Origin of the sequence: Psychrobacter sp. SCQQ22 (genome assembly GCF_015864605.1) — a bacterium.
Classification (GTDB): domain Bacteria; phylum Pseudomonadota; class Gammaproteobacteria; order Pseudomonadales; family Moraxellaceae; genus Psychrobacter; species Psychrobacter fozii.
Map to the genome: position 1 here is coordinate 421,207 of NZ_JADYWZ010000002.1, position 20,005 is coordinate 441,211.

At 40.1% G+C, this 20,005-nt stretch carries 17 protein-coding genes; 8 read left to right on the forward strand and 9 right to left on the reverse strand.

The features are described 5' to 3' along the window. The 5 genes from I6E84_RS04470 to I6E84_RS04490 all read left to right on the forward strand — a co-directional run bounded on the left by I6E84_RS04470 (window position 1) and on the right by I6E84_RS04490 (window position 5,553). Window positions 1–771 (forward strand): XAC2610-related protein, encoded by a 771-nt coding sequence (locus I6E84_RS04470; RefSeq protein WP_197216417.1) that lies wholly within the window; start codon window positions 1–3, stop codon window positions 769–771. An 18-nt stretch (window positions 772–789) separates the two neighbouring features. Continuing rightward, the gene (locus tag I6E84_RS04475) at window positions 790–3,402 is read left to right on the forward strand and encodes a hypothetical protein (protein WP_197216418.1); all 2,613 of its coding nucleotides are present in this window, start codon (window positions 790–792) and stop codon (window positions 3,400–3,402) included. Between the two features lies 1 nt (window position 3,403). Beyond that, the gene (locus I6E84_RS04480) at window positions 3,404–4,051 is read left to right on the forward strand and encodes a hypothetical protein (RefSeq protein ID WP_197216419.1); all 648 of its coding nucleotides are present in this window, start codon (window positions 3,404–3,406) and stop codon (window positions 4,049–4,051) included. 281 nt (window positions 4,052–4,332) lie between these two features. Next, window positions 4,333–4,671: a hypothetical protein gene (locus I6E84_RS04485; protein ID WP_197216420.1), complete on the forward strand. Its 339-nt coding sequence runs from the start codon at window positions 4,333–4,335 to the stop codon at window positions 4,669–4,671. Window positions 4,672–4,833: 162 nt separating this feature from the next. Further along, on the forward strand, window positions 4,834–5,553 hold the full coding sequence (locus tag I6E84_RS04490) for a hypothetical protein (RefSeq protein ID WP_197216421.1): 720 nt from the start codon (window positions 4,834–4,836) through the stop codon (window positions 5,551–5,553). Between the two features lie 148 nt (window positions 5,554–5,701). Here I6E84_RS04490 and I6E84_RS14085 read toward each other — a convergent pair whose 3' ends face one another. The 3 genes from I6E84_RS14085 to acnB all read right to left on the reverse strand — a co-directional run bounded on the left by I6E84_RS14085 (window position 5,702) and on the right by acnB (window position 9,924). After that, window positions 5,702–5,815: a hypothetical protein gene (locus I6E84_RS14085; protein ID WP_320158622.1), complete on the reverse strand. Its 114-nt coding sequence runs from the start codon at window positions 5,813–5,815 to the stop codon at window positions 5,702–5,704. Between the two features lie 700 nt (window positions 5,816–6,515). Beyond that, entirely contained in the window at window positions 6,516–7,160 is a 645-nt protein-coding gene (locus I6E84_RS04500) for a hypothetical protein (protein WP_197216422.1), read from the reverse strand. A 160-nt stretch (window positions 7,161–7,320) separates the two neighbouring features. Then, window positions 7,321–9,924, reverse strand: coding sequence for a bifunctional aconitate hydratase 2/2-methylisocitrate dehydratase (acnB, locus tag I6E84_RS04505; protein ID WP_197216424.1), 2,604 nt, complete (start codon window positions 9,922–9,924; stop codon window positions 7,321–7,323). Window positions 9,925–10,364: 440 nt separating this feature from the next. Here acnB and I6E84_RS04510 point away from each other — a divergent pair, with 440 nt between their 5' ends. After that, window positions 10,365–10,769 carry a carboxymuconolactone decarboxylase family protein gene (locus I6E84_RS04510; RefSeq protein WP_197216426.1) on the forward strand — a complete coding sequence of 135 codons (405 nt, stop codon included), beginning with the start codon at window positions 10,365–10,367 and terminating at the stop codon, window positions 10,767–10,769. Window positions 10,770–10,917: 148 nt separating this feature from the next. Continuing rightward, the gene (lipA, locus tag I6E84_RS04515; protein ID WP_110922474.1) at window positions 10,918–11,961 is read left to right on the forward strand and encodes a lipoyl synthase; all 1,044 of its coding nucleotides are present in this window, start codon (window positions 10,918–10,920) and stop codon (window positions 11,959–11,961) included. A 262-nt stretch (window positions 11,962–12,223) separates the two neighbouring features. Here the strand turns inward: lipA and I6E84_RS04520 are convergent, their stop codons facing one another. The 3 genes from I6E84_RS04520 to I6E84_RS04530 all read right to left on the reverse strand — a co-directional run bounded on the left by I6E84_RS04520 (window position 12,224) and on the right by I6E84_RS04530 (window position 15,801). Beyond that, window positions 12,224–14,266 (reverse strand): TRAP transporter permease, encoded by a 2,043-nt coding sequence (locus I6E84_RS04520; RefSeq protein WP_197216427.1) that lies wholly within the window; start codon window positions 14,264–14,266, stop codon window positions 12,224–12,226. Further along, window positions 14,238–14,717, reverse strand: coding sequence for a DUF1850 domain-containing protein (locus I6E84_RS04525; protein WP_227681295.1), 480 nt, complete (start codon window positions 14,715–14,717; stop codon window positions 14,238–14,240). The genes I6E84_RS04520 and I6E84_RS04525 overlap by 29 nt, the downstream gene beginning before the upstream one ends. Before the next feature lie 61 nt (window positions 14,718–14,778). After that, window positions 14,779–15,801, reverse strand: coding sequence for a TAXI family TRAP transporter solute-binding subunit (locus I6E84_RS04530; protein ID WP_197216429.1), 1,023 nt, complete (start codon window positions 15,799–15,801; stop codon window positions 14,779–14,781). 507 nt (window positions 15,802–16,308) lie between these two features. Here I6E84_RS04530 and mtnP point away from each other — a divergent pair. Then, complete coding sequence (gene mtnP / locus I6E84_RS04535; protein ID WP_197216430.1) at window positions 16,309–17,202, forward strand: S-methyl-5'-thioadenosine phosphorylase; 894 nt, start codon at window positions 16,309–16,311, stop codon at window positions 17,200–17,202. Between the two features lie 181 nt (window positions 17,203–17,383). Here the strand turns inward: mtnP and I6E84_RS04540 are convergent, their stop codons facing one another. From I6E84_RS04540 to I6E84_RS04550, 3 genes are all read right to left on the reverse strand, one after another. After that, window positions 17,384–18,427 carry a methyltransferase domain-containing protein gene (locus I6E84_RS04540; protein WP_197216431.1) on the reverse strand — a complete coding sequence of 348 codons (1,044 nt, stop codon included), beginning with the start codon at window positions 18,425–18,427 and terminating at the stop codon, window positions 17,384–17,386. A 136-nt stretch (window positions 18,428–18,563) separates the two neighbouring features. After that, window positions 18,564–19,238, reverse strand: coding sequence for a TIGR04282 family arsenosugar biosynthesis glycosyltransferase (locus I6E84_RS04545; RefSeq protein ID WP_197216433.1), 675 nt, complete (start codon window positions 19,236–19,238; stop codon window positions 18,564–18,566). Between the two features lie 34 nt (window positions 19,239–19,272). Next, the gene (locus I6E84_RS04550) at window positions 19,273–19,992 is read right to left on the reverse strand and encodes a TIGR04283 family arsenosugar biosynthesis glycosyltransferase (protein WP_197216434.1); all 720 of its coding nucleotides are present in this window, start codon (window positions 19,990–19,992) and stop codon (window positions 19,273–19,275) included. Window positions 19,993–20,005 lie beyond the last annotated feature (13 nt).

The window sequence follows — 20,005 nt, forward strand, 5'->3', positions numbered from 1 at the left end:
ATGCACACTTTTAGTAGCTACAAAAATATTAATATCGAAATTACCATGCCTAAGATAATTGCAAGTTTAGTGTTTCTTACACTTATGCTCCCAATGTATAAAGCCCATGCTCAATTAAATACAACTTTCAATAACTATGTTTTAAATAACTCAGGCAACGTAAAGTTTTTTGAAGTCCAAGCTACAACTTGTTCCAAAAACACTTGGGATTATTGTTTCACACCTGTTTCAGTTACAATAAAAGATAATTTTGATCCTAATTGGCATCAGATGATAAATATTAGTACAGCTACCCCTTCTTTACAAGAAATTAACAAAAGGCTATCTTCAGATACTCGTACTAACAAATATTCTAAATATGAAAGATATACATTTATATTCGGTGATTTTAATTTTGATGGTTATAGTGATTTTGCATATATATCAGGTTTATTAGGGATTTACGGAAGTCCGTCTTATACTTTCTATCTATACAATAAAGATAAAAACACTTATGAACCTAATTTGCAATTTTCTAAATTAACCACTCAAGGTAAATCAGTTCCAGATTTCAATTATCTTCAAAAGGAAATAGTATCCTCTGAAAAAATCGGATCTGGAAACCTTTCAAACTATTACCATGTAAAATCCAACAAACTACAGTTATTTAAAGTTATTAGTCGAGATTATATTAATAAAGCTGATAAAGTTTATTTAAAAACCACCATCAAAATTTTGAATAATAATTACAAATGGACAACTACTAGACGTTACGATGAATATACTGAATAACACTAATTAGGCTAAAAAATGGCTACTAAAAAATTTGAAATCTCAAAATCCGAATCTGTAAGACTTCTTATTAAGACTTGCTTTGAAAATAACGTAACCCAGCATGCTCAGATTGCATGTGTATTAGCTAATTGCCAACATGAGACTCAAAATTTTTTGTATTCAGAGGAAATTGATGGTAGAGAACAAGCGAAGTTATTGGGTTATCGAGGTGGCATTGAATATTTTGGAAGAGGATATATACATCTAACTCACATAGATAATTATGAAAAGGCTGATAGCAAACTTGGTCTCGGTGGAAGATTAACTCGTGATTTAGACTATGCTACTAATCCTAATATAGCAGTTAAAACAGCTGTAATAGGTATGCGAGATGGTTGGTTTACTGGGCTAGGACTCAAACGATGGATTGATGGTGATAAAGGTTGGATTACTGGAGATGGCCTTTCTTACTACTATGCAAGACAAATTGTTAATGGAGATTTTAAAACAACAAGCACTTCAGAAATTGCTAAAGAATGGAGTTTAAAACTTCCTTCAGTTATCAATGATATAGATGGATATTCAGTGTTATCAGTTAACTTAGTTGACATTAGAGAAGCTTCAGTTCCTGGTTCAATAATTGAAATAACAGTTACTGAAAATTCAAGCTTTTCACAAAAATACACAACTAATAAGGAGGGAGTAATTCCATATATATATGCTCCCCTTAATTCCACTTTAGAATTTAAAATTGACAATCGAACTTGTATAAATAAATTAGTAATGGATAAAAAATTAAAATCTATTACTTTGGTTGACTCTAACTGTAATTTTAATACCGACACCAAACCGCATCAAATAGTTAGCAATACAAATGATCAAAAATCTAGTCAGTCAGATAAAGGTAATACTACTTCTAGTAAAGTAATTGAAACTGCAAGTAGTAGCCAATCAAAAGTTGATAGTGTAACTTTCAACATAAAGCTAGTTGAAGGCGATACTGGCAAGCCATTACCAAATACAACCTATCATCTCGAATATAAAAATAATATTAAACCCCATAAAACTGACAACTCAGGTGTCGAATCAGGTATCAAAGCAGATATCAGCCAATCTATCAGCGTCTATCTTGATGATGACGGTGGTAAGAAACAATCTATTTATAGCATGGCATTCCCCGTTACTGGTGATTTAAATGGACAGACTAAAGTACTCAAAGTCCCTGCCGTTACGCTGCAACTGAAATTCGTTGATAAGACTAAAAAGCCTATACCTAACTATCAATTCAAAACAGTGTATCGCGGTCGTACTTCTGAAATTAGAAAAGCGAATGCTAGAGGCATAGCCACTGTCAAAGCACTAGCAGGACAGCAACTAAAAATCATTCATGTAACAGCAAATAAATTTACGAGAAACATTGTCACTGACGGTGCAACTGAATGGACATACAGTACTGACAAGCTAATTGAAGATCCTAGCGGTACTACTAGCCCTACTAGTAATGTGCCATCCAGTACAAACTCTCCTTCGCAAAAACCCAATAATACAAGCGCTACTGACAAAGGTAACGTTATACGCAATGATAAAATCACGCCAAAAGGCCCAACACAAGAAGTTGGTTTAGATAAAGCAAAAATTACTATAAAGTTCGTTGATGAAGTAACCAATAAGCCCCTATCAGGACTGACATATTGGACTCAATCAACTAAGTATGGTAAAAACGCTTCTACTACAGGGAGTAATGGCACAAGAGGTCGTACGCATGACTCAGATGTCGGTATCAGCATTGCGGTGATAGTCAATGAGAATGGTAAGGAAATTAAGAAAGGACCTATCATCGCTAATAGTGATAAGAATGGTATTGCTTATGTTTATAAGGCTAAGAAGCCTGAATTTGAAAAAGATATAATCACCTACAATATCTATGAAGATTATCAAATTATTAAGTACATTCCAAAAAATATATCTCCAAGCAATAAACAAAAATATAAGTATATATATTACGAAAAAAACGGTAAAAAACATAATATTTGTACTGTTAATTGGAATACCACTAAAGAAAAGAGTAAAGGAGAAAAACGCAGTAGCAAACCAGCTAATGCATCTATTTTGTATGATAAAAAAGTTAATCAAGGTCAGACGTCTAGACGAGTTAAGTATAAAAATGGAGATATCGCAGAGTACGGAGTTAACAATGGCGAATATTTTTGGAGGCTATTCAAAGCTTTAGCTGGAGATGTTACTTTAGTTAGAATGCCTGACTCATTGAAGTATAATAATGGTAATGTAAAAATATCGTACACATTTTCAAATACTCAGAGAAGATATACTAGTCCAGGGCATTTAGCATGTTTTATCGGTGCATTAGCTACTACTGGTTTAGCGATACAATCTACAGGTAGTTGTTTTGAGGAAGGAACTGGTTTTCCAAGTACTTCACATAACAACGGTAGAAGTGTAGATACTATTTATTTAACGAATCAAGACCATGAACAAAAATATATTACAGCAATGAAAAATTTTGGTTGCCATACACAGTATCGTGGCCATAGCAAGCCTAAATATAAATGGACTACACCAGCAGCCTATCATAACAGCCATTTACATTCAATGTTCGATGAAAAACGCGTAATAATAAGTAGAGAATAATATGTTTAAATATAGCTTAATACTCGTAATGGCCACACTTTGCTCCTGTAGTGTAGATACAAGTGAAACAAAAACTTCGTCTCCTTTAAATGAAACATTATCTAAAGAACTTAGTTCTACAGATTTACACTCTACAGGTATGGGTATCAGACAAATTTCTGATAAAGAATTTATACCTCTACTAGAAAAATCATGTACAGCTGAAAATCTTTCTTACCCCGAAAAATGCTTATATTACGACAAAGTTAGTAATTATAGTTTTGATAGTATAAACCTTGATAGTTTCTCAGGTGCTAACAGTAAAGTCATGCTAAATACTAGACTGCTCTTAGGGTCAAAGAATGATGATGGTGATTATTCTACTAAAACACTTGAGTTAAATACGAATATTGATGGGTTAGAGGTTGATTCTATCAATATTTATGAATATGAATTTAATGAGTATTCATATAATGAACGTATTTTCTATATGAATCAGGATTTTGAACTATGGATTCTTAATTCAATCATGTTTGAAGGTGTCTTATATATCGTATCTTGGGAAAAATATAATATCGATCCCAAAACTGGGAAAATATCAATTGACTCTACAGTACATTACACTTCAATTCACGAATCGGAATCAATTTACAAAGGGTTGATAATGTAAGTGGTCAAAATAGAATATCAACGTTAAAATTCTATTTATCATAGGATAAACTTTCAATTGAATAAAACTTTATCACCGCTACGTCTCCAACATGCTCAGTCCTCACGATGATGGTACTACCCCGCCCCTACGCGCATTACAACTATCATCAGGGGCAACGCATGTTTGACAGTTCGCTCCTCGCATCAAGTAGCAATACACTGTGGACGGCGAAAACAATCGTACGGCAATCAGGCAGCACGCAATCAATGACAATCGGCAGTGAGTAAGGACAGGTCAATGTGTCGAGTCCGAAGCGGATTAAGCTGCAAACGTCAGGCGGAGCGTCGATTACGATCGATGACAGTGGTATTAAGCTAGTATGCCCAGAGACGATTAAGATAAAAGCGGTGAAGAAAGGGCTAGTTGCGGGGGCTAAGGTTAGTGCGCCAGTAATTGCTTTACCGACTTCAGGGTTGTTTAGTAAAGCGTTTGATCTCAAGAAATTGCTACCGCAAGATTTAATAGATCAAGGTATCAGCTACAGGCTTATCAATCACACAAGCGGTACGGAGATCAAAGGGAGGCTTGATGAAGACGGTCAGACATTAAGAGTGTTTAGTGAGAAGGCTGAATTGTAGATTATTGGCAACGTGAACCATAAAGGAGAGATTAAAGCTATTGAGGTATCAGATCAAACAGAGTGTGATAATTACTCTATTGAAGATTTATTTTTAGATAGTGATAACGACGATAGCTCTGGCTGTTAAACCTCTTAATAAGATTAATTTATAGGACAAGCTATGGACTTATTTAATAATAATAAAATATGCTTTTTTTCAATACTCCTCTTCACGACACCGTTCATCAGTGTAGCTCAAACCACAAACGAAGAAGATTATCAAAGTTATATAGATAGCATACCAGTTGTTCAGCTCAAAATGATTCCTAACTCAAAAAAAGAAGAAGCAGACGAATCTTCTATACAAACGCATGAACTAGATTCAATGAACTATACCGATAAATTAAATAAAGAATTAGCAGATAATAAGGTGCCTTTTCAGTACTTAACTCATGAGTATGGCGATGGAAAATTTACTACATATCCATTTGAGTTAGTGAATGAGAAATTACCAACCGTAGAGGGTATTAACTCTAATTACGATAGTAGATATGACAAAGCATTTCAAAAAATGATTTCTAAACTTGTTAGCCCTATCGATCTTACTAAAAAAGAAATCTATGCAATGGGAACACAACGAGAAGGAATGTACATACAAGATATAGATACTAACAAAAAGTATGTATTTAATAAAATTTGCTTTGATAGTAAATGTGCTATAGGTCAAGTGTTCTATATTTTTGATCCGCAAAACTATGAAATGACAGGGATGCTCTATGATGGTTGTTCGTTTGTTAAAGATAATATAACAGGTGATGATCAACGCACTAGAGAGCTATTAAAAAAATATATTAATACACAAGACCCTCTAAGTTATAGCTATGCTTCTGGTGCTTGTTGACCTATGCTGTCAAATTTGGAAGATTGTAGTTGCGCAGCCTGACGATAAAAAATGTTGTCTTATAACCTTGGTGATATATCAATTCGTTAGTAATACCATCAAAAAAGGGCTGCCAAGATGGTAACCCCTTTTTAGTCAATGTCTTTAGTTAAGAGGCAGACGCGGGTTTATAGTGGTAAGGTAAAGTAAATATTTTATCGAAAATAAAGGTGAATACGAAGTTATATATTAAGAAGAAAACCATTAAAGCGGCTTCCATCATAAACGCTTCGATCAAGCCGACATCGTACTAGATGATGTATATCGGTAAACAAACCAGTACTAGACCGATTTCAAAGATTAGCGCATGCGCACTACGAATCAGCAATGTGCGCTGTGCCACTTGTCTGTGGCGCTTCCAATCTTCAAAAGCAGTATTGTATAAGAGCAGCGAGCGATAGCATCATAGCAGCGGACAATGATTCTGATGCATCACTATTGCTAAGCTTCATCAATACAAAAGTGGAAGAAATAATAGCTATAATTTAAAAGACAGCCACATAGAGGATACGACGTTTAACTGGGGATAAGGTAATCAACCAAAACTCCAAAGCACTTGAGCATAAACAAAAAGTTCCTATCAAAGTATCAGTCTGCCCCGAGATAGAAAAGATAAAACAAGTGCAGAGCCACGGTTTCCGTCTGCTGCTATATTATACCTAAAATAATGAGAGAAACCAGCTATCGCTTATAGCGAAACAACTCTCAATAGAACACTAGATATGAAAGGTGAACAATAGAATATTATGCCTAAAATCGCTAACTTTACTCTTGACAATTAAAATAGTCAAAATTCTCATATAATTACAGTAAAAAGGCTTTTACTCTTAAAAGATAGAGTTTTGATTATATTCAAATATTTAATACTATTATTTAAAAATTAATTTTTTATTCAAACTAATACCGATAAGTTTTTTAGCATCTTACTTTATATTCTTTTTAGTTCCCTCCTCCCAGATTACCGTTGAGACTGGAAAAAATTGTATTAATGTTAATTTAAGAGTTTTTTTCAGTATAACTGTAAACGATTCTAAGTCATATTTATTGTATATTTCAATTCCTTTCACACCTTTAATTCTAGCAGATATTTCTAAATCCTCATTGAAATCACTAGCAAGTATATTTACAATAAACTTATCATTAGGATTGAGTAGTAGAGGTTTTATCTCAAGAAATTTTTCTTTTTCTTTGATAATAGCATCTAAATTTTCAGGAACTCTTTCCACTATTTCATGGGTAAGTATATTTACAGCGCTATCATATTTAATACTGATAGGTTTATCAAAGTTATCAACAGATATTGGTTCATTACCGCTGTTAATAAACTTAATGGAAATCAAATGGACGTTTGTAACTTGCTTTTCATCGTATAATATTTTAATCTTATCTTGAATACTATTTTCAATACCCACTAATTGTGTATTTGAAACAATATAATAAGCTAAACGTTTTTTCTTTTTTCCTAATATGAATAATGTAATGGTAACGATAATAGCAACTAATCCTAAGATAATAGTTGAGATCACTCCTACAGCAGTCCAAATTTGATTGCTCAGTATACCTTCCAAAATATCCACTCCAAATTTCAAAAAAATTACTAGTATCATAGATTATAGATGGTTCTAATTTATAAAGCTTATAAAAAACCCCGCATCATAACGATACGGGGTTTTCTTGTTTTGAACGTAAGACTTCTAACTTTAGAAAGAAGTCTTACAACATCAAAAACTAGGTCAACTGAGCGACATTAATCTTATCTGCTTCTTCAGTGTATTCTGACATACGGTCGAAGTTCATGTATTGATACACTTCCTCGCCCATGCTGTCTAGCATACCAGCATACTGCTGATATTCGTCATTGGTTGGCAATTTACCAAGTACCGCTGCTACTGCTGCAAGCTCTGCAGAGGCAAGGTATACGTTAGCGCCTTGACCTAAACGGTTCGGGAAGTTACGAGTTGAGGTCGATACCGCAGTAGATTTCGGTGCGATACGTGCTTGGTTACCCATACATAGTGAACAACCTGGCATTTCAGTACGAGCGCCGGCTTGTGCATAGATGTTGTAGTAACCTTCTTCCATCAACTGACGTGCATCCATCTTAGTTGGTGGCGCAATCCATAGACGAGTCTTTAGGCTTCCTGCTGGTACATCTTTTAGCAGTTTACCAGCGGCACGGAAATGACCGATGTTGGTCATACATGAACCAATGAATACTTCATCAATAGTATCACCAGCGACGTCAGCTAATGTTTTAGCATCATCTGGATCGTTCGGGCAGCATAGGATAGGCTCTTTGATGTCAGACATATCGATAGTCATATCGATCGTGTACTCAGCATCTTCATCAGCACGCAACAGGCTTGGGTTCGCTAGCCAATCTTGCATCTGTTCGATACGACGACTGATGGTACGTGCATCGCCATAGCCTTCTGAGATCATCCACTTAAGTAGCGTGATGTTTGAGTTTAAGTACTCAGTCACTGATGCTTCAGATAGAGTGATAGAACAACCAGCAGCACTACGCTCAGCTGATGCATCAGACAATTCAAACGCCTGCTCAGCAGTCAAGTCTTCTAGACCTTCGATTTCAAGAATACGGCCGTTGAACTCGTTGATTTTGCCTTTCTTATCAACGGTCAATAGACCTTCTTTGATTGCCTGATAAGGAATAGCATGTACTAAGTCACGTAAAGTGATACCAGGCTGACGTTCGCCAACGAAGCGTACACGGACAGACTCAGGCATATCAAGTGGCATAACACCAGTTGCTGCGGCAAATGCCACTAGACCAGAACCCGCTGGGAACGAGATACCCATTGGGAAACGAGTATGCGAGTCACCACCAGTACCAACGGTATCTGGAAGTAGCATACGGTTCAACCATGAGTGAATTATACCATCGCCTGGACGTAAGCTTACGCCGCCACGGTTCATGATAAAGTCAGGTAGTGTGTGCTGAGTTTCAACGTCAACTGGCTTTGGATAAGCCGCAGTGTGACAGAATGATTGCATCACGAGATCTGCTTGGAAACCTAGGCAAGCCAAATCTTTTAGCTCATCACGCGTCATTGGACCAGTAGTATCCTGGCTACCAACAGTTGTCATTTTAGGCTCACAGTACATGCCAGGACGTACGCCCTCTAGACCACAAGCTTTACCAACCATTTTTTGCGCTAAGGTAAAGCCTTTACCAGTGTCTACTGGCTCTTCTGGTTTAGCAAAGATATCCGAATGACCAAGACCCATGTATTCACGAGCACGATTGGTCAAACCACGACCAACGATCAATGGAATACGGCCACCAGCACGAACTTCGTCAAGCAAAGTTGGCGAGTTTAGCGCAAACGTTGACAATACTTCGTCAGAGTCATGCTTAGTGATTTTGCCTTCGTACGGATAGATGTCAAACACATCACCCATGTTTAGGTTATCAACATTCACTTTCTCAATTGGCAATGCACCAGAATCTTCCATCGTGTTGAAGAAGATAGGCGCGATATTGTTACCCAATACCAGACCGCCGCCACGTTTGTTTGGCACGTTAGGGATATCATCACCCATTAACCAAAGTACTGAATTGGTCGCAGACTTACGGCTAGAACCAGTACCGACGACATCACCAACATAAGCCAATTGATGGCCTATTTTTTTGAGCTCTTCGATTTGCTTCATTGGGCCGACAACGCCTTCGTCATCAGCATTGATGCCGTCACGAGAGTTTTTATGCATGGCTAATGAATGCAATGGGATATCTGGACGACTCCATGCGTCTTGCGCAGGTGACAAGTCATCGGTGTTGGTTTCGCCAGTTACTTTAAACGTTGTATAAGTTGTTTTCTCTGGTACCGCAGCGCGGTTCAAGAACCACTCAGCATCTGCCCAAGATTGAACGACTTCTTTTGCAATAGTGTTGCCAGCTTCTGCTTTTTCAGTCACGTCATTGAACGCGTCAAATACTAGCAAAGTTTTTTTCAATGCTTCAGCTGCATCTTGTGCTACTTCCGCGTCATCTAGTGCAGCAACCAATGGCTGAACGTTGTAGCCACCTTGCATAGTGCCTAAGATTTCAACTGCTTTTTGCTTGCTGATAAGTGGTGATGATGTTTCACCCTTAAGGATCGCAGCTAAAAAAGCCGCTTTAACGTAAGCAGCTTGGTCAACACCAGCAGGAATACGGTTTTCTAGCAAGTTCATCAAGAATGCATCTTCGCCTGCAGGTGGCGTTTTTAATAGCTCAACCAACTCTGCTACTTGTTTTTCATTCAGTGGTAGCGGAACCGTTCCTAGCTCAGCACGTTCTTCGACATGTTTACGATAAGCTTCTAACACAATAGTCGTCCTCGTCAGTTGGTGTTTAGCACATTACGTTGGGTAGTCAGTATGACAGCCTGCGTCCATGTACTAGATGGAATAATTATCTGTGCAATCATAGCTCAAAACGCTCTAAATGTTAATGGCTCAGCTTGGAAAAGGCTTAGAATAAGGCCATATTGGACATTTATTATAAAAATAGTACCGTAAACAATACGCTTAAACGGTCTTTTATAACTTATACGTCGCGCGCTACGCTCATATACTGCTTTATGATTTTCGATTAAATAGACGCTACATGACTGCTATAATCTTTTGTAAGATATTATTTTTCAAACATGCCTTTTTTCAAATGTGCTTTAGTCATTTAATGCACTCTAGCACAGCAACTTAATAAAGTAGCACATATTATTAGCATACATAGCTAGCACATATAAACAGCCAGTGAGGATAATAAAATGAATGATAAAGAAAACAATACCAATTATGACAACGGTCTAAAAGTTCGCACCGAGGTAATGGGTGAGCAACATGTCAAACGCTCACTGGATAGCGCGACTGGGTTTACTCAACCATTACAGGATTGGATCGTTGAGCATGCTTGGGGTAGTACGTGGCAAGATGACTCAGTATTACCACGCAAATATCGCTCATTAATCACTATCGCTTTTTTAATTGCTCAAAAAAGTCCCAATGAGCTAAAAGGACATATTCGAGGCGCTATCAATAATGGTGCTAGTGTCGCTGAGATTCGAGAAGTACTCATGCACAGCTTACCCTACTGCGGCGCACCCGCGACCCAAGAAGCGTTTCGTGCTGCCATAGAAATCCTGAATGAGTTAGATATTGACATAGATATTTAAAACTATGGTAAAGAGACAAGTCGTAGTAATCTTAACAAGATTGATTAAAAGCTACCCCTTGAATTTCTGTTATAATGTCCTCACTCACAACACATTCTAATAATTCCATAAACCCTTATAAGATAAAGGGTTAAGAGATAATTTTATTATGACAACTGCCGTACAAACCTATGTACCTGCTGCTAAGGCCAAACCCAAAAAAGCCATTCAAGGCGAAAAGCTGCGTGGCTACGATAAAGTTGCCCGTATCCCAATTAAAGTGATCCCGACCGTCGAGGCAAAGAAAAAGCCAGATTGGATTCGGGTCAAGATGTCATCGCCTGCTGAAGTAGCCCGTATCAAAGCCACGTTGCGTGAGCAAAAGCTTTATACCGTCTGTGAAGAAGCGGCCTGCCCTAACCTGCCACAGTGCTTCGCTGACGGTACGGCGACCTTTATGATCATGGGTGATATCTGTACGCGTCGCTGCCCATTCTGTGATGTCGGCCATGGTCGTCCAAATAAGCTAGATGCTGATGAACCACGCCATACTGCTGAGACGATTGAAGGTCTAAAACTCAAGTATGCAGTCATTACTTCTGTGGATCGTGATGATCTAAAAGATGGTGGTGCCATGCATTTCGTTGAAGTACTCAACGAATCACGTGCCCTTAGCCCGAACTGCTTAATTGAAATATTGGTACCTGATTTCCGTGGTCGTATGGATATCGCGTTGGATTTGCTAACGGAAACGCCGCCAGACGTGTTTAATCACAACATTGAAACGGTGCCACGTCTGTATAAAGCATTCCGTCCGGGTTCTGATTATCAGCATTCACTCGACTTGCTCAAACTATATAAAGAGCGTCGTCCAGATATCGCTACCAAGTGCGGCTTTATGGTCGGCCTTGGCGAGACCGAAGAAGAGATTTATGCGCTGCTTGACGATTTAAAGGCACATAATGTGGATATGATTACGGTTGGTCAGTATCTACAACCTAGTAAAAACCATGCGCCTGTTGATCGCTATGTCCATCCAGATGAGTTCCAGCGTTATATGGACTACGGCAAAAAAATCGGCTTCTTTAATATTTGGGCAGGCCCAATGGTACGCTCAAGCTACTTTGCAGATCGTCAGTACTACGGCGAAGACTGCCCTGCACCAATCCGTAGCAAAAAAGCATTGGCAGCAGAAGGCAAGCTTGGCTGCTAATCTGACAATATGGTGGATGTGAAAGCGTTCGCTAAGAAAAGCTACTAAGCGTAAATGAGCATAGAAAAAGGGTGAATAACAAATTTGTTATTCACCCTTTTTTATGACTGATTTAAGATATCGATGTAATAGATATGAATGCCTAAAACTTAGACATTCATATCATTCACAAAAATTTGAGTAGTAAGGAAAACAAGTGCAAGTACTACGTATTGTAGACTAAACGAGTTTGACACAACTAATCAACTTTTTGGGGTTGATACTAGACACTTAACGTCGGTGTCGGTGCTTCACTCGTCTTAATATTAAACACAGCAATACCAAGGACAATAACAGCGCCTGCAACACCAGTGATGATCTCAGGATAAATCAACAACAATGCACCAACAACCAAAATGACACGGGTGAGTGTATTCATTCCGCCTCTGAAATATCCTTCAAGCGCAGCGCTTAAGGCGATCACACCAGTGATTGACGTTACTACCACGGTGATGATATCCACAATAGGAGGCAGTGGGAAATCTTTCGCCGTGACTGCCAGACCTGTTGGATCTATCATTAGCATCGTTGGATTATAGATAAACATAAACGGCACGATAAATCCGGCAAGTGCAAGTTTCAATGACAAGAAACCCGTTTTCATCGGATCACCACCGGATATACCCGCACCTGCAAAGGCTGCCAAACACACAGGTGGAGTAATATTGGCAAAGATACCAAAATAGAAAACAAACATGTGCGCTGATAAAATTGGAATATCAAAGCCAGCTAGTGCAGGTGCTGCCATCGTTGCTGTAATGATATAGGCAGGAATAGACGGTAGTCCCATACCTAAAACCATAGATGCCAACATGGTTAAGATGAGCGTAAAGAATAATGAGCCTGCACCTAGCGTGACAATAGAGGATGTCATCACCGTACCAAAGCTGGTCAAACTCACGACCCCAATGATAATACCGACGACCGCACAAGCAGCCATTACCGCTAGCGACTGGCGCGCACCATCTTCTAATGCACCCAAAATATCAGACAACCCCATGCGAGTCTCAGCACGTAACATACTGATCACAACAGTGAACCCGATGGTATAAGCCGCTGCATAGCCGACAGGGACATTTTTGATTAATAAGAAAACCAAAAACACAATCGGTAGTAGCATATGACCACGGGCTTTTAATACTTCTTTTACCGCTGGCAAGTTTTCTTTAGCAATGCCTTTTAGATCACGGCGTCCAGCGCGGAAATGCACCTGTGCAATCACACCAAGATAGTACAAAATCGCGGGCAATAATGCGGCCAACGCAATCGTGCTATAAGGTAAGCCTGTTGTCTCCGCCATAATGAATGCACTCGCACCCATAATTGGCGGTAATATCTGCCCGCCAACTGAAGCACTTGCCTCAACGGCACCGGCAAAATCTTTATGATAGCCGACCTTTTTCATCAACGGAATGGTAAAGGCACCCGTACTAACCACATTCGATAACGCAGAGCCATTGATACTACCCATAAAGCCACTAGAAATGACCGCTACTTTTGCAGGGCCGCCTTTTTTGTGACCCGCGATGGCCAATGCCAAATCATTGAACAGCTGCCCCATTCCCGAGCGTGCTAAGAACGCGCCAAAGAGAATGAATAGAAAAATAAACGTTACCGATGCGCCAATCGCAACGGAATATAGGCCTTCCGTTTTTAGGAACAATTGACCAAATATATCACCCATGTCATAAGGACGAGTCAATAATCTATCGGGCATAAAGTCCAAATGACTGACAAATGGATAGGCCAAAAATATCCCTGCTAAGATCGGTAAAATCCAACCAGTGATACGGCGACTGCCTTCTAGCACGCAGACCACGGTAATCAGAGAAAATATCACATCGACCTGATTTGCCATGCCGCCACGTGAGGTCACAATATCTTGATACTCATAAATCAGATAACCCATGCCAGATAGCGACAGCGCAAACCAAATCCAGTCATACCATGCCACACTTTTTCGGCTGCTTTTTTTGCTAGCAGGGAAAATCAAGAATATTAATGCAAAACCAACACCTACATGCACAGAGCGTTGTAGCAATGCTGGCATTGGATTAAAGGTAATATAAAGGTGAAACAGTGAATAGAGTATACAAACCCCAGCGATCAAATACTTCACTGGTCCTTGGGTAATATGACGCGTGATTGACTCTCGGTCATATTTTTCCAATACTGCTTTGTTGATTGCCGCAGCTTCAGCGTCGGTATCAACATGAGCGTCTGGCTTGGTAGTTACGCTACCGTGATCCGTCACTTGGGATGTCATGACAAAAGTCCTTGTTAAATCTATCAATGAAACCATACATTTTCGGCATGATCGTTACTTCAGAATAATCTGGCACCAACTGGTGAATTAAAACACGATGGTCGCCATAATCAATCTCACCTTTGGTCAGTCTGGATACCACCCAATTGAGGTTAGGTAACTTCTCATTGATTTGGTAACCCAGATAGCCAGGTTTTTGTACGGGAGCAAGCATTTCGGTGGAAGGAGTACCTGCACCGAAAGCTTCAAAATAGGTTGTGGTCAGTAGCAGCTCAGCAGCTTCTGTACTGCTGCCGTCTATGCGTTGGTACTGCTCCTCCCACCATTGTTTTTCTACAGAATGTATCCATCGCAGTTGAAAGTCAGGCTCAACGAAATAACAAACCGTATCATCAGCGCCCTCTACCCCTGCGACGCGCACTTCAACTACAGGCTGGAGAATAACTCCCATCCATAACGTAAAAAAAACCAGCGCGGCAATAAATGCTGCGCCAGCTGTTAGCCCTAATGAATTACTTGGCTGCTTGTTCGTCATAGTATTTTTTAGCACCAGGATGGATTGGAGCGACCATACCTTCACGAGCGGTTGCTAGGCTGATGTCGTTGGCTGCTTGGTGAGCGGTTTTTAGACCCTCTAAATTATCAAATAACGTTTTGGTTAATTTATAACCATCAGCTTCAGATAGATCAGAACTAACCAATAGCGCATTCATAATTGCTGCCGTTGGGATAGCGGCTTCGTTACCGTACGTGCCAGCAGGAATCTCAAAGGTTTTGAAATAAGGCTTGCTTGCGATGATTTCTTTTAGCTTGTCTTGGTCGATGCTGACAATCTGTAAGTCTAAACCTTGCTCTAGCTCCATCAAAGATGAGTTTGGAAGACCACTACTAAAGAAGGCCGCTTCAATTTTACCTGCTTTCATACCATCAGCGGCTTCTGCAAAGCCTAGATAATCAACGGTGACGTCGTCATACGTGATACCAAACCCTTCCAATAACGTGCGAGCATTGACCTCTGTGCCAGAGCCTTGATCGCCGACAGCGATACGCTTACCTTTCAAATCTTCAATTGTTTTTATACCAGATTTTTTTGTCGTGACGATTTGCACGACATTAGGGTATAAGACAGCAATCTGTTGAATGTTAGTAATTGGCTTCTCAAAGTTGTTTTTACCTTCGATTGCATCAGTGACCACGTCACTGAGTGCTAATACCATGTCGACTTTGCCTTGGGTCAATAAATTGACGTTCTCAACTGAAGCACCCGTGGTTTGTGTCTTTGAGTTTACACCAAAGGTTTTGACATAAACTTCAGACAATGACGTACCAATGATGTTGTAAGGGCCTGACGCACCACCAGTAGCGATGGTAAGAAACTTGGTATCTAGCTTATTATCAGCAGTGTCAGTCGCAGCGCCATCTGTTGCAGTACTATCTGTGGCTGTGGTATCACTACTTTCTGAACATGCTGCTAGGCCTAACGTAGCGCTTAGCATCGCTGACAATAATAATGGAGACTTGAAAGAGTTGAGCATAGAATTCATCCTTGAAGTAATCAATTTAATACATAGGGTCGCATTAACTTATGCTTATTAATGCGTTACAGACTTGTAATAATATAGCAATTTTTACAATAAATAAACCACAGACTGTTTTCTCTTTTGCTTTCAATACCTTATATTTGAAGCTGTTTGAAGGCATACTAGCGTTTTATCATCAAATCTGAATATATACATAGTTCCTCTATATAAAACTGCGTTCCTATCATCAACTATCCAAGCAAAGTTTGAGGGTATTACAAACCTTTATCAAAACCAGATATAGATGGCACATACTGCCTATTTGAGACAGCATCTACTTTAATTGTGACAATATCTCGTTATAGGTAACACCTAAAATCTGACCCAGTACTTATTTTTGATTGCTTTCTATTACCACTCAGTTTCTGCTATATTTTCTTTAAATATTAATAAGCGCCAATAACAAGAAAGTTCTTCTATATTAGCAAGGTTGTCTTTGACAACTAAAATTGGATAATACTTATGACAACCTCTATAGAACAAGCACCACTGTCTGCGGATATCGCTATCATTGGGGGTAGCGGGTTGTATCAAATGGATGCGCTCATCAACAAGCGTCATATCACTATTGACACGCCCTTTGGTATTCCTTCTGATGATATTGTCCTTGGTGAGTTAGCAGGTGTGACCGTTGCTTTTTTGACGAGGCATGGTCAAGGTCATAGACTGACGCCGTCTGAAGTGCCTTATCGTGCCAATATTTATGCGTTAAAAACGCTTGGGGTGCGCTACATCGTGTCCGTATCAGCAGTAGGCTCTCTACGAGAATCACTTAAACCACTAGATATGGTCATTCCAGATCAAATGATTGATATGACCAAGCAGCGAGTGAGTACGTTTTTTGGTGCAGGTGCGGTCGCTCATGTATCAATGGCCGATCCGCTTTGCCCTGCCCTAGCAGAACTCTTGACGCGTGCCTATGACAATGCAGATATTGCAGAAGGCACCAGTCACTCAAAAGCGACCTATGTCTGTATCGAAGGACCACAGTTCTCAACTCGTGCGGAGTCAGAGTGGTATCGTCAGATGCAGGCAGATATTATCGGTATGACTAATATGCCAGAAGCCAAATTGGCACGTGAAGCCAGTATTGCTTATGCGACCTTGGCACTGGTGACAGATTTTGATTGTTGGCATCCGACTGAAGAAGCCGTCAGTGCAGACTATGCGATAAAAAATCTAATGAAAAATGCAGATAACGCTCAAAAGGTGATTAAAGAAGCGGTCGCTTTGATTGCCGCTGAATCGCCTGACTCAATTGCACATGATGCGCTTGCTCAGGCACTGGTGACATCAGTAGATATGATGGATGAGGCAACCAAAACTCGATTGGCGGCATTGCTTCCTAAACATTGATAAACATTGATAAACATTGATAAACATGTCGATAAATGAGTATTTAACCGAAAATCAATCGTTTAAACAGTAAACCGCTATTTCTATAGCGTCTGCCAATATACAAGCATCAACAACGAATGACTCATAAAAAAGGCCATTAAGTGAATTAATGGCCTTTGCTAATGTCAATATCTTAGTTTTAACAACAACCGCCTAACCCAGAGGTTAGCATCACAGACTGGTTAAATGGCATCAGCTCACCGCAGCCTGCAAAAATACCGTAGTGACGACTGTCATCACCGATGAACTCAAAATGCGGCGCAAAGCGAGACTCTTTTAGCATTCTAAACGTATTGCCACAGACTGGGAATACGCGACCCGCTTCGATAGCATGATGTTTATCAAGATCAAAACGATGCGGTGACTGCTCGATAGTTCCTTTGTATATAACCGCTTGACCATGATCTTCGCAAGCATCTTCGAGCGCTGCAATCTTAAACAAACGATAAGTAGCAGAGAAAAACTGGATATCACCAATTTTGGCAGCCAAGGCAGGATCCGTAATTTCAAGTGGACGATCCTCGACCAAACGTACATCTAAAAACCCTGCCTCTCGTGACAGACGGGTAAAGTCTTTCCAGTACAATGCGCCGCTCAAACACTCGCCATACAAAACTGGATCATTGATCAAATGTTGCGGAATACGGCGGTCAGCATACACATCAGAAAAATAAAACTCTCCGCCAGGCTTAAGTAAACGTTGGACACTGGCCATAACGGCTGCTTTGTCTGGTGAGAGATTAATCACGCAGTTTGAGACAATAATGTCGAAGCTGCCATCTGCAAGATTAAGCTCATCTAGCTTTTCGATATAGCCATGCAAAAAAGTCACATTGTCATAGCCAAACTTGTCGATGTGATATTGCTGATGCTCTTTAGCAACGGCTAACTGCTCATCGGTCATATCGACGCCGACCACATGCCCACTCTCGCCCACCAATTGCGCCAATGCATAGACATCACGGCCTGAACCACTGCCTAAGTCCAAAATTCGGCAGCCCTCAAGCAGCGCTGGACATACCAGCCCGCAACCATAATAGCGACTCAGTACTTCATCATGGATATTGGCCAATAATGGCTTGAGCCACTCTGGCATATTGCTCACATCACAACACGCTGAGGTTTTTAGATCATCGGTACTTTGTAACTCTTTACCATAGTAATTTTGCACAACGTCATGCATAACAATATCCTTATTGAGAGTAAAACCTGGTTAAAGTCTGAGTAAACATCATAAAAGTAAAGCGATACGATATAAATACATCTATGACAAGCGTGTGCTGACAATCACAATCACCTAGTCATTTGTATAGTCATAACTACTGAGCAAACTTAAGCCAATCTGATGGTAGATGTGCTAAATCCTCAGGCTCATCAATGTCATGTAACGGTGCTAACAATGCCAATGTCCAACCCAAATTCGCCACACGCTGCTGGGTCACAGCGGCCACGCTAGCTGTACTCCAAATAATATCCGAAAACAGACTACCATCAACTTGTTTAAACCCGAGTAGAACATAGCCACCATCAGTCGCTGGAATCATAACCGCATCATGGGCATCGAGCTGCTGTATCGCAGTTTGAATACGCTCTGCCGTCAGACTGGGACAATCAGACCCTATCAATACGATTTTTTGGTGTTTTTTCAGCGCATATTGACTTGCTGTGATTAAACGCGTGCCCAAGTCGCCATCCGCTTGAGTCGACCACTGCAGTGAGTCAGGCAAATTAAGGGTTTGCCAACAAGGGTCTGTCACTGCTGGACTGACACATAACTCAACGACAAAATCAGTAGCGACGGCTTGCTCGACACTATGCAACAGCAATTGCCTTGCCATAATCGCAGCACCCTCTACGCCTAGGGCTGGTTGCAGGCGAGTTTTTGCCATATCACGCGCCGGATATTTGGCAAACAATATGACACAGATGTCTGGGTGTTGTGCTTGTGCATCGGTTATCGTACGGGTTGTTTGAGGGCTTGAATGCTCAGTCATGCTGGGGCGCATCCTTAATCTAAATTATGTGAATTCAACGATAGTAGCGCTGCCTCAATACTTCAGGGGATACGCCGCGCCAATAATCGAATCGTAAATGCCACATCAAAAAAATAGTGCGCCATGTACCATGTTGTTGCCAACGCCGCGCTGAGGTAGTCACTTTACTTTTTAAGCAAGCAGGCTTAGCAATACTTTTTAGACGTTTGCAAAGTTCAATATCTTCCATCAATGGCTGATCAGCATAGCCATTCATTCGCTCAAACAAAGACCTTTTGATAAAAATGGCTTGATCACCCGTGGCGATACTCACTAAGCGTGAACGCTTATTGATCATCATGCCGACAATTTTTAATAACGGATCACGGCTATTCAGACGCACATCGAAACGTCCCCAGTCATACTGAGTCATTGCCTGCTGAATGTTATCTATCGCATCAATTGGCAACTCGGTATCAGCATGTAAAAAGAGCAAAGCATCCCCTGTTGCTTGCTGAGCGCCCGTATTCATTTGTCGAGCACGGCCTGCTACGGATTCAATCAACTGCCAGTCGATAGTAGGCTGTGTCACACTTGATAAATCATTTAATAAACGTCTAGTAATACCAACCGAATCATCCGTCGAGCCACCATCCACCACTATCACTTGCGACGGTGGTGGATATAGACCATTAATATGAGCAATGAGCTGCGGCATATTATCTGCTTCATTGAGCAACGGAACGATGATAGAGATGTTCAATAAATGCACCATTTTGATGAGTCAT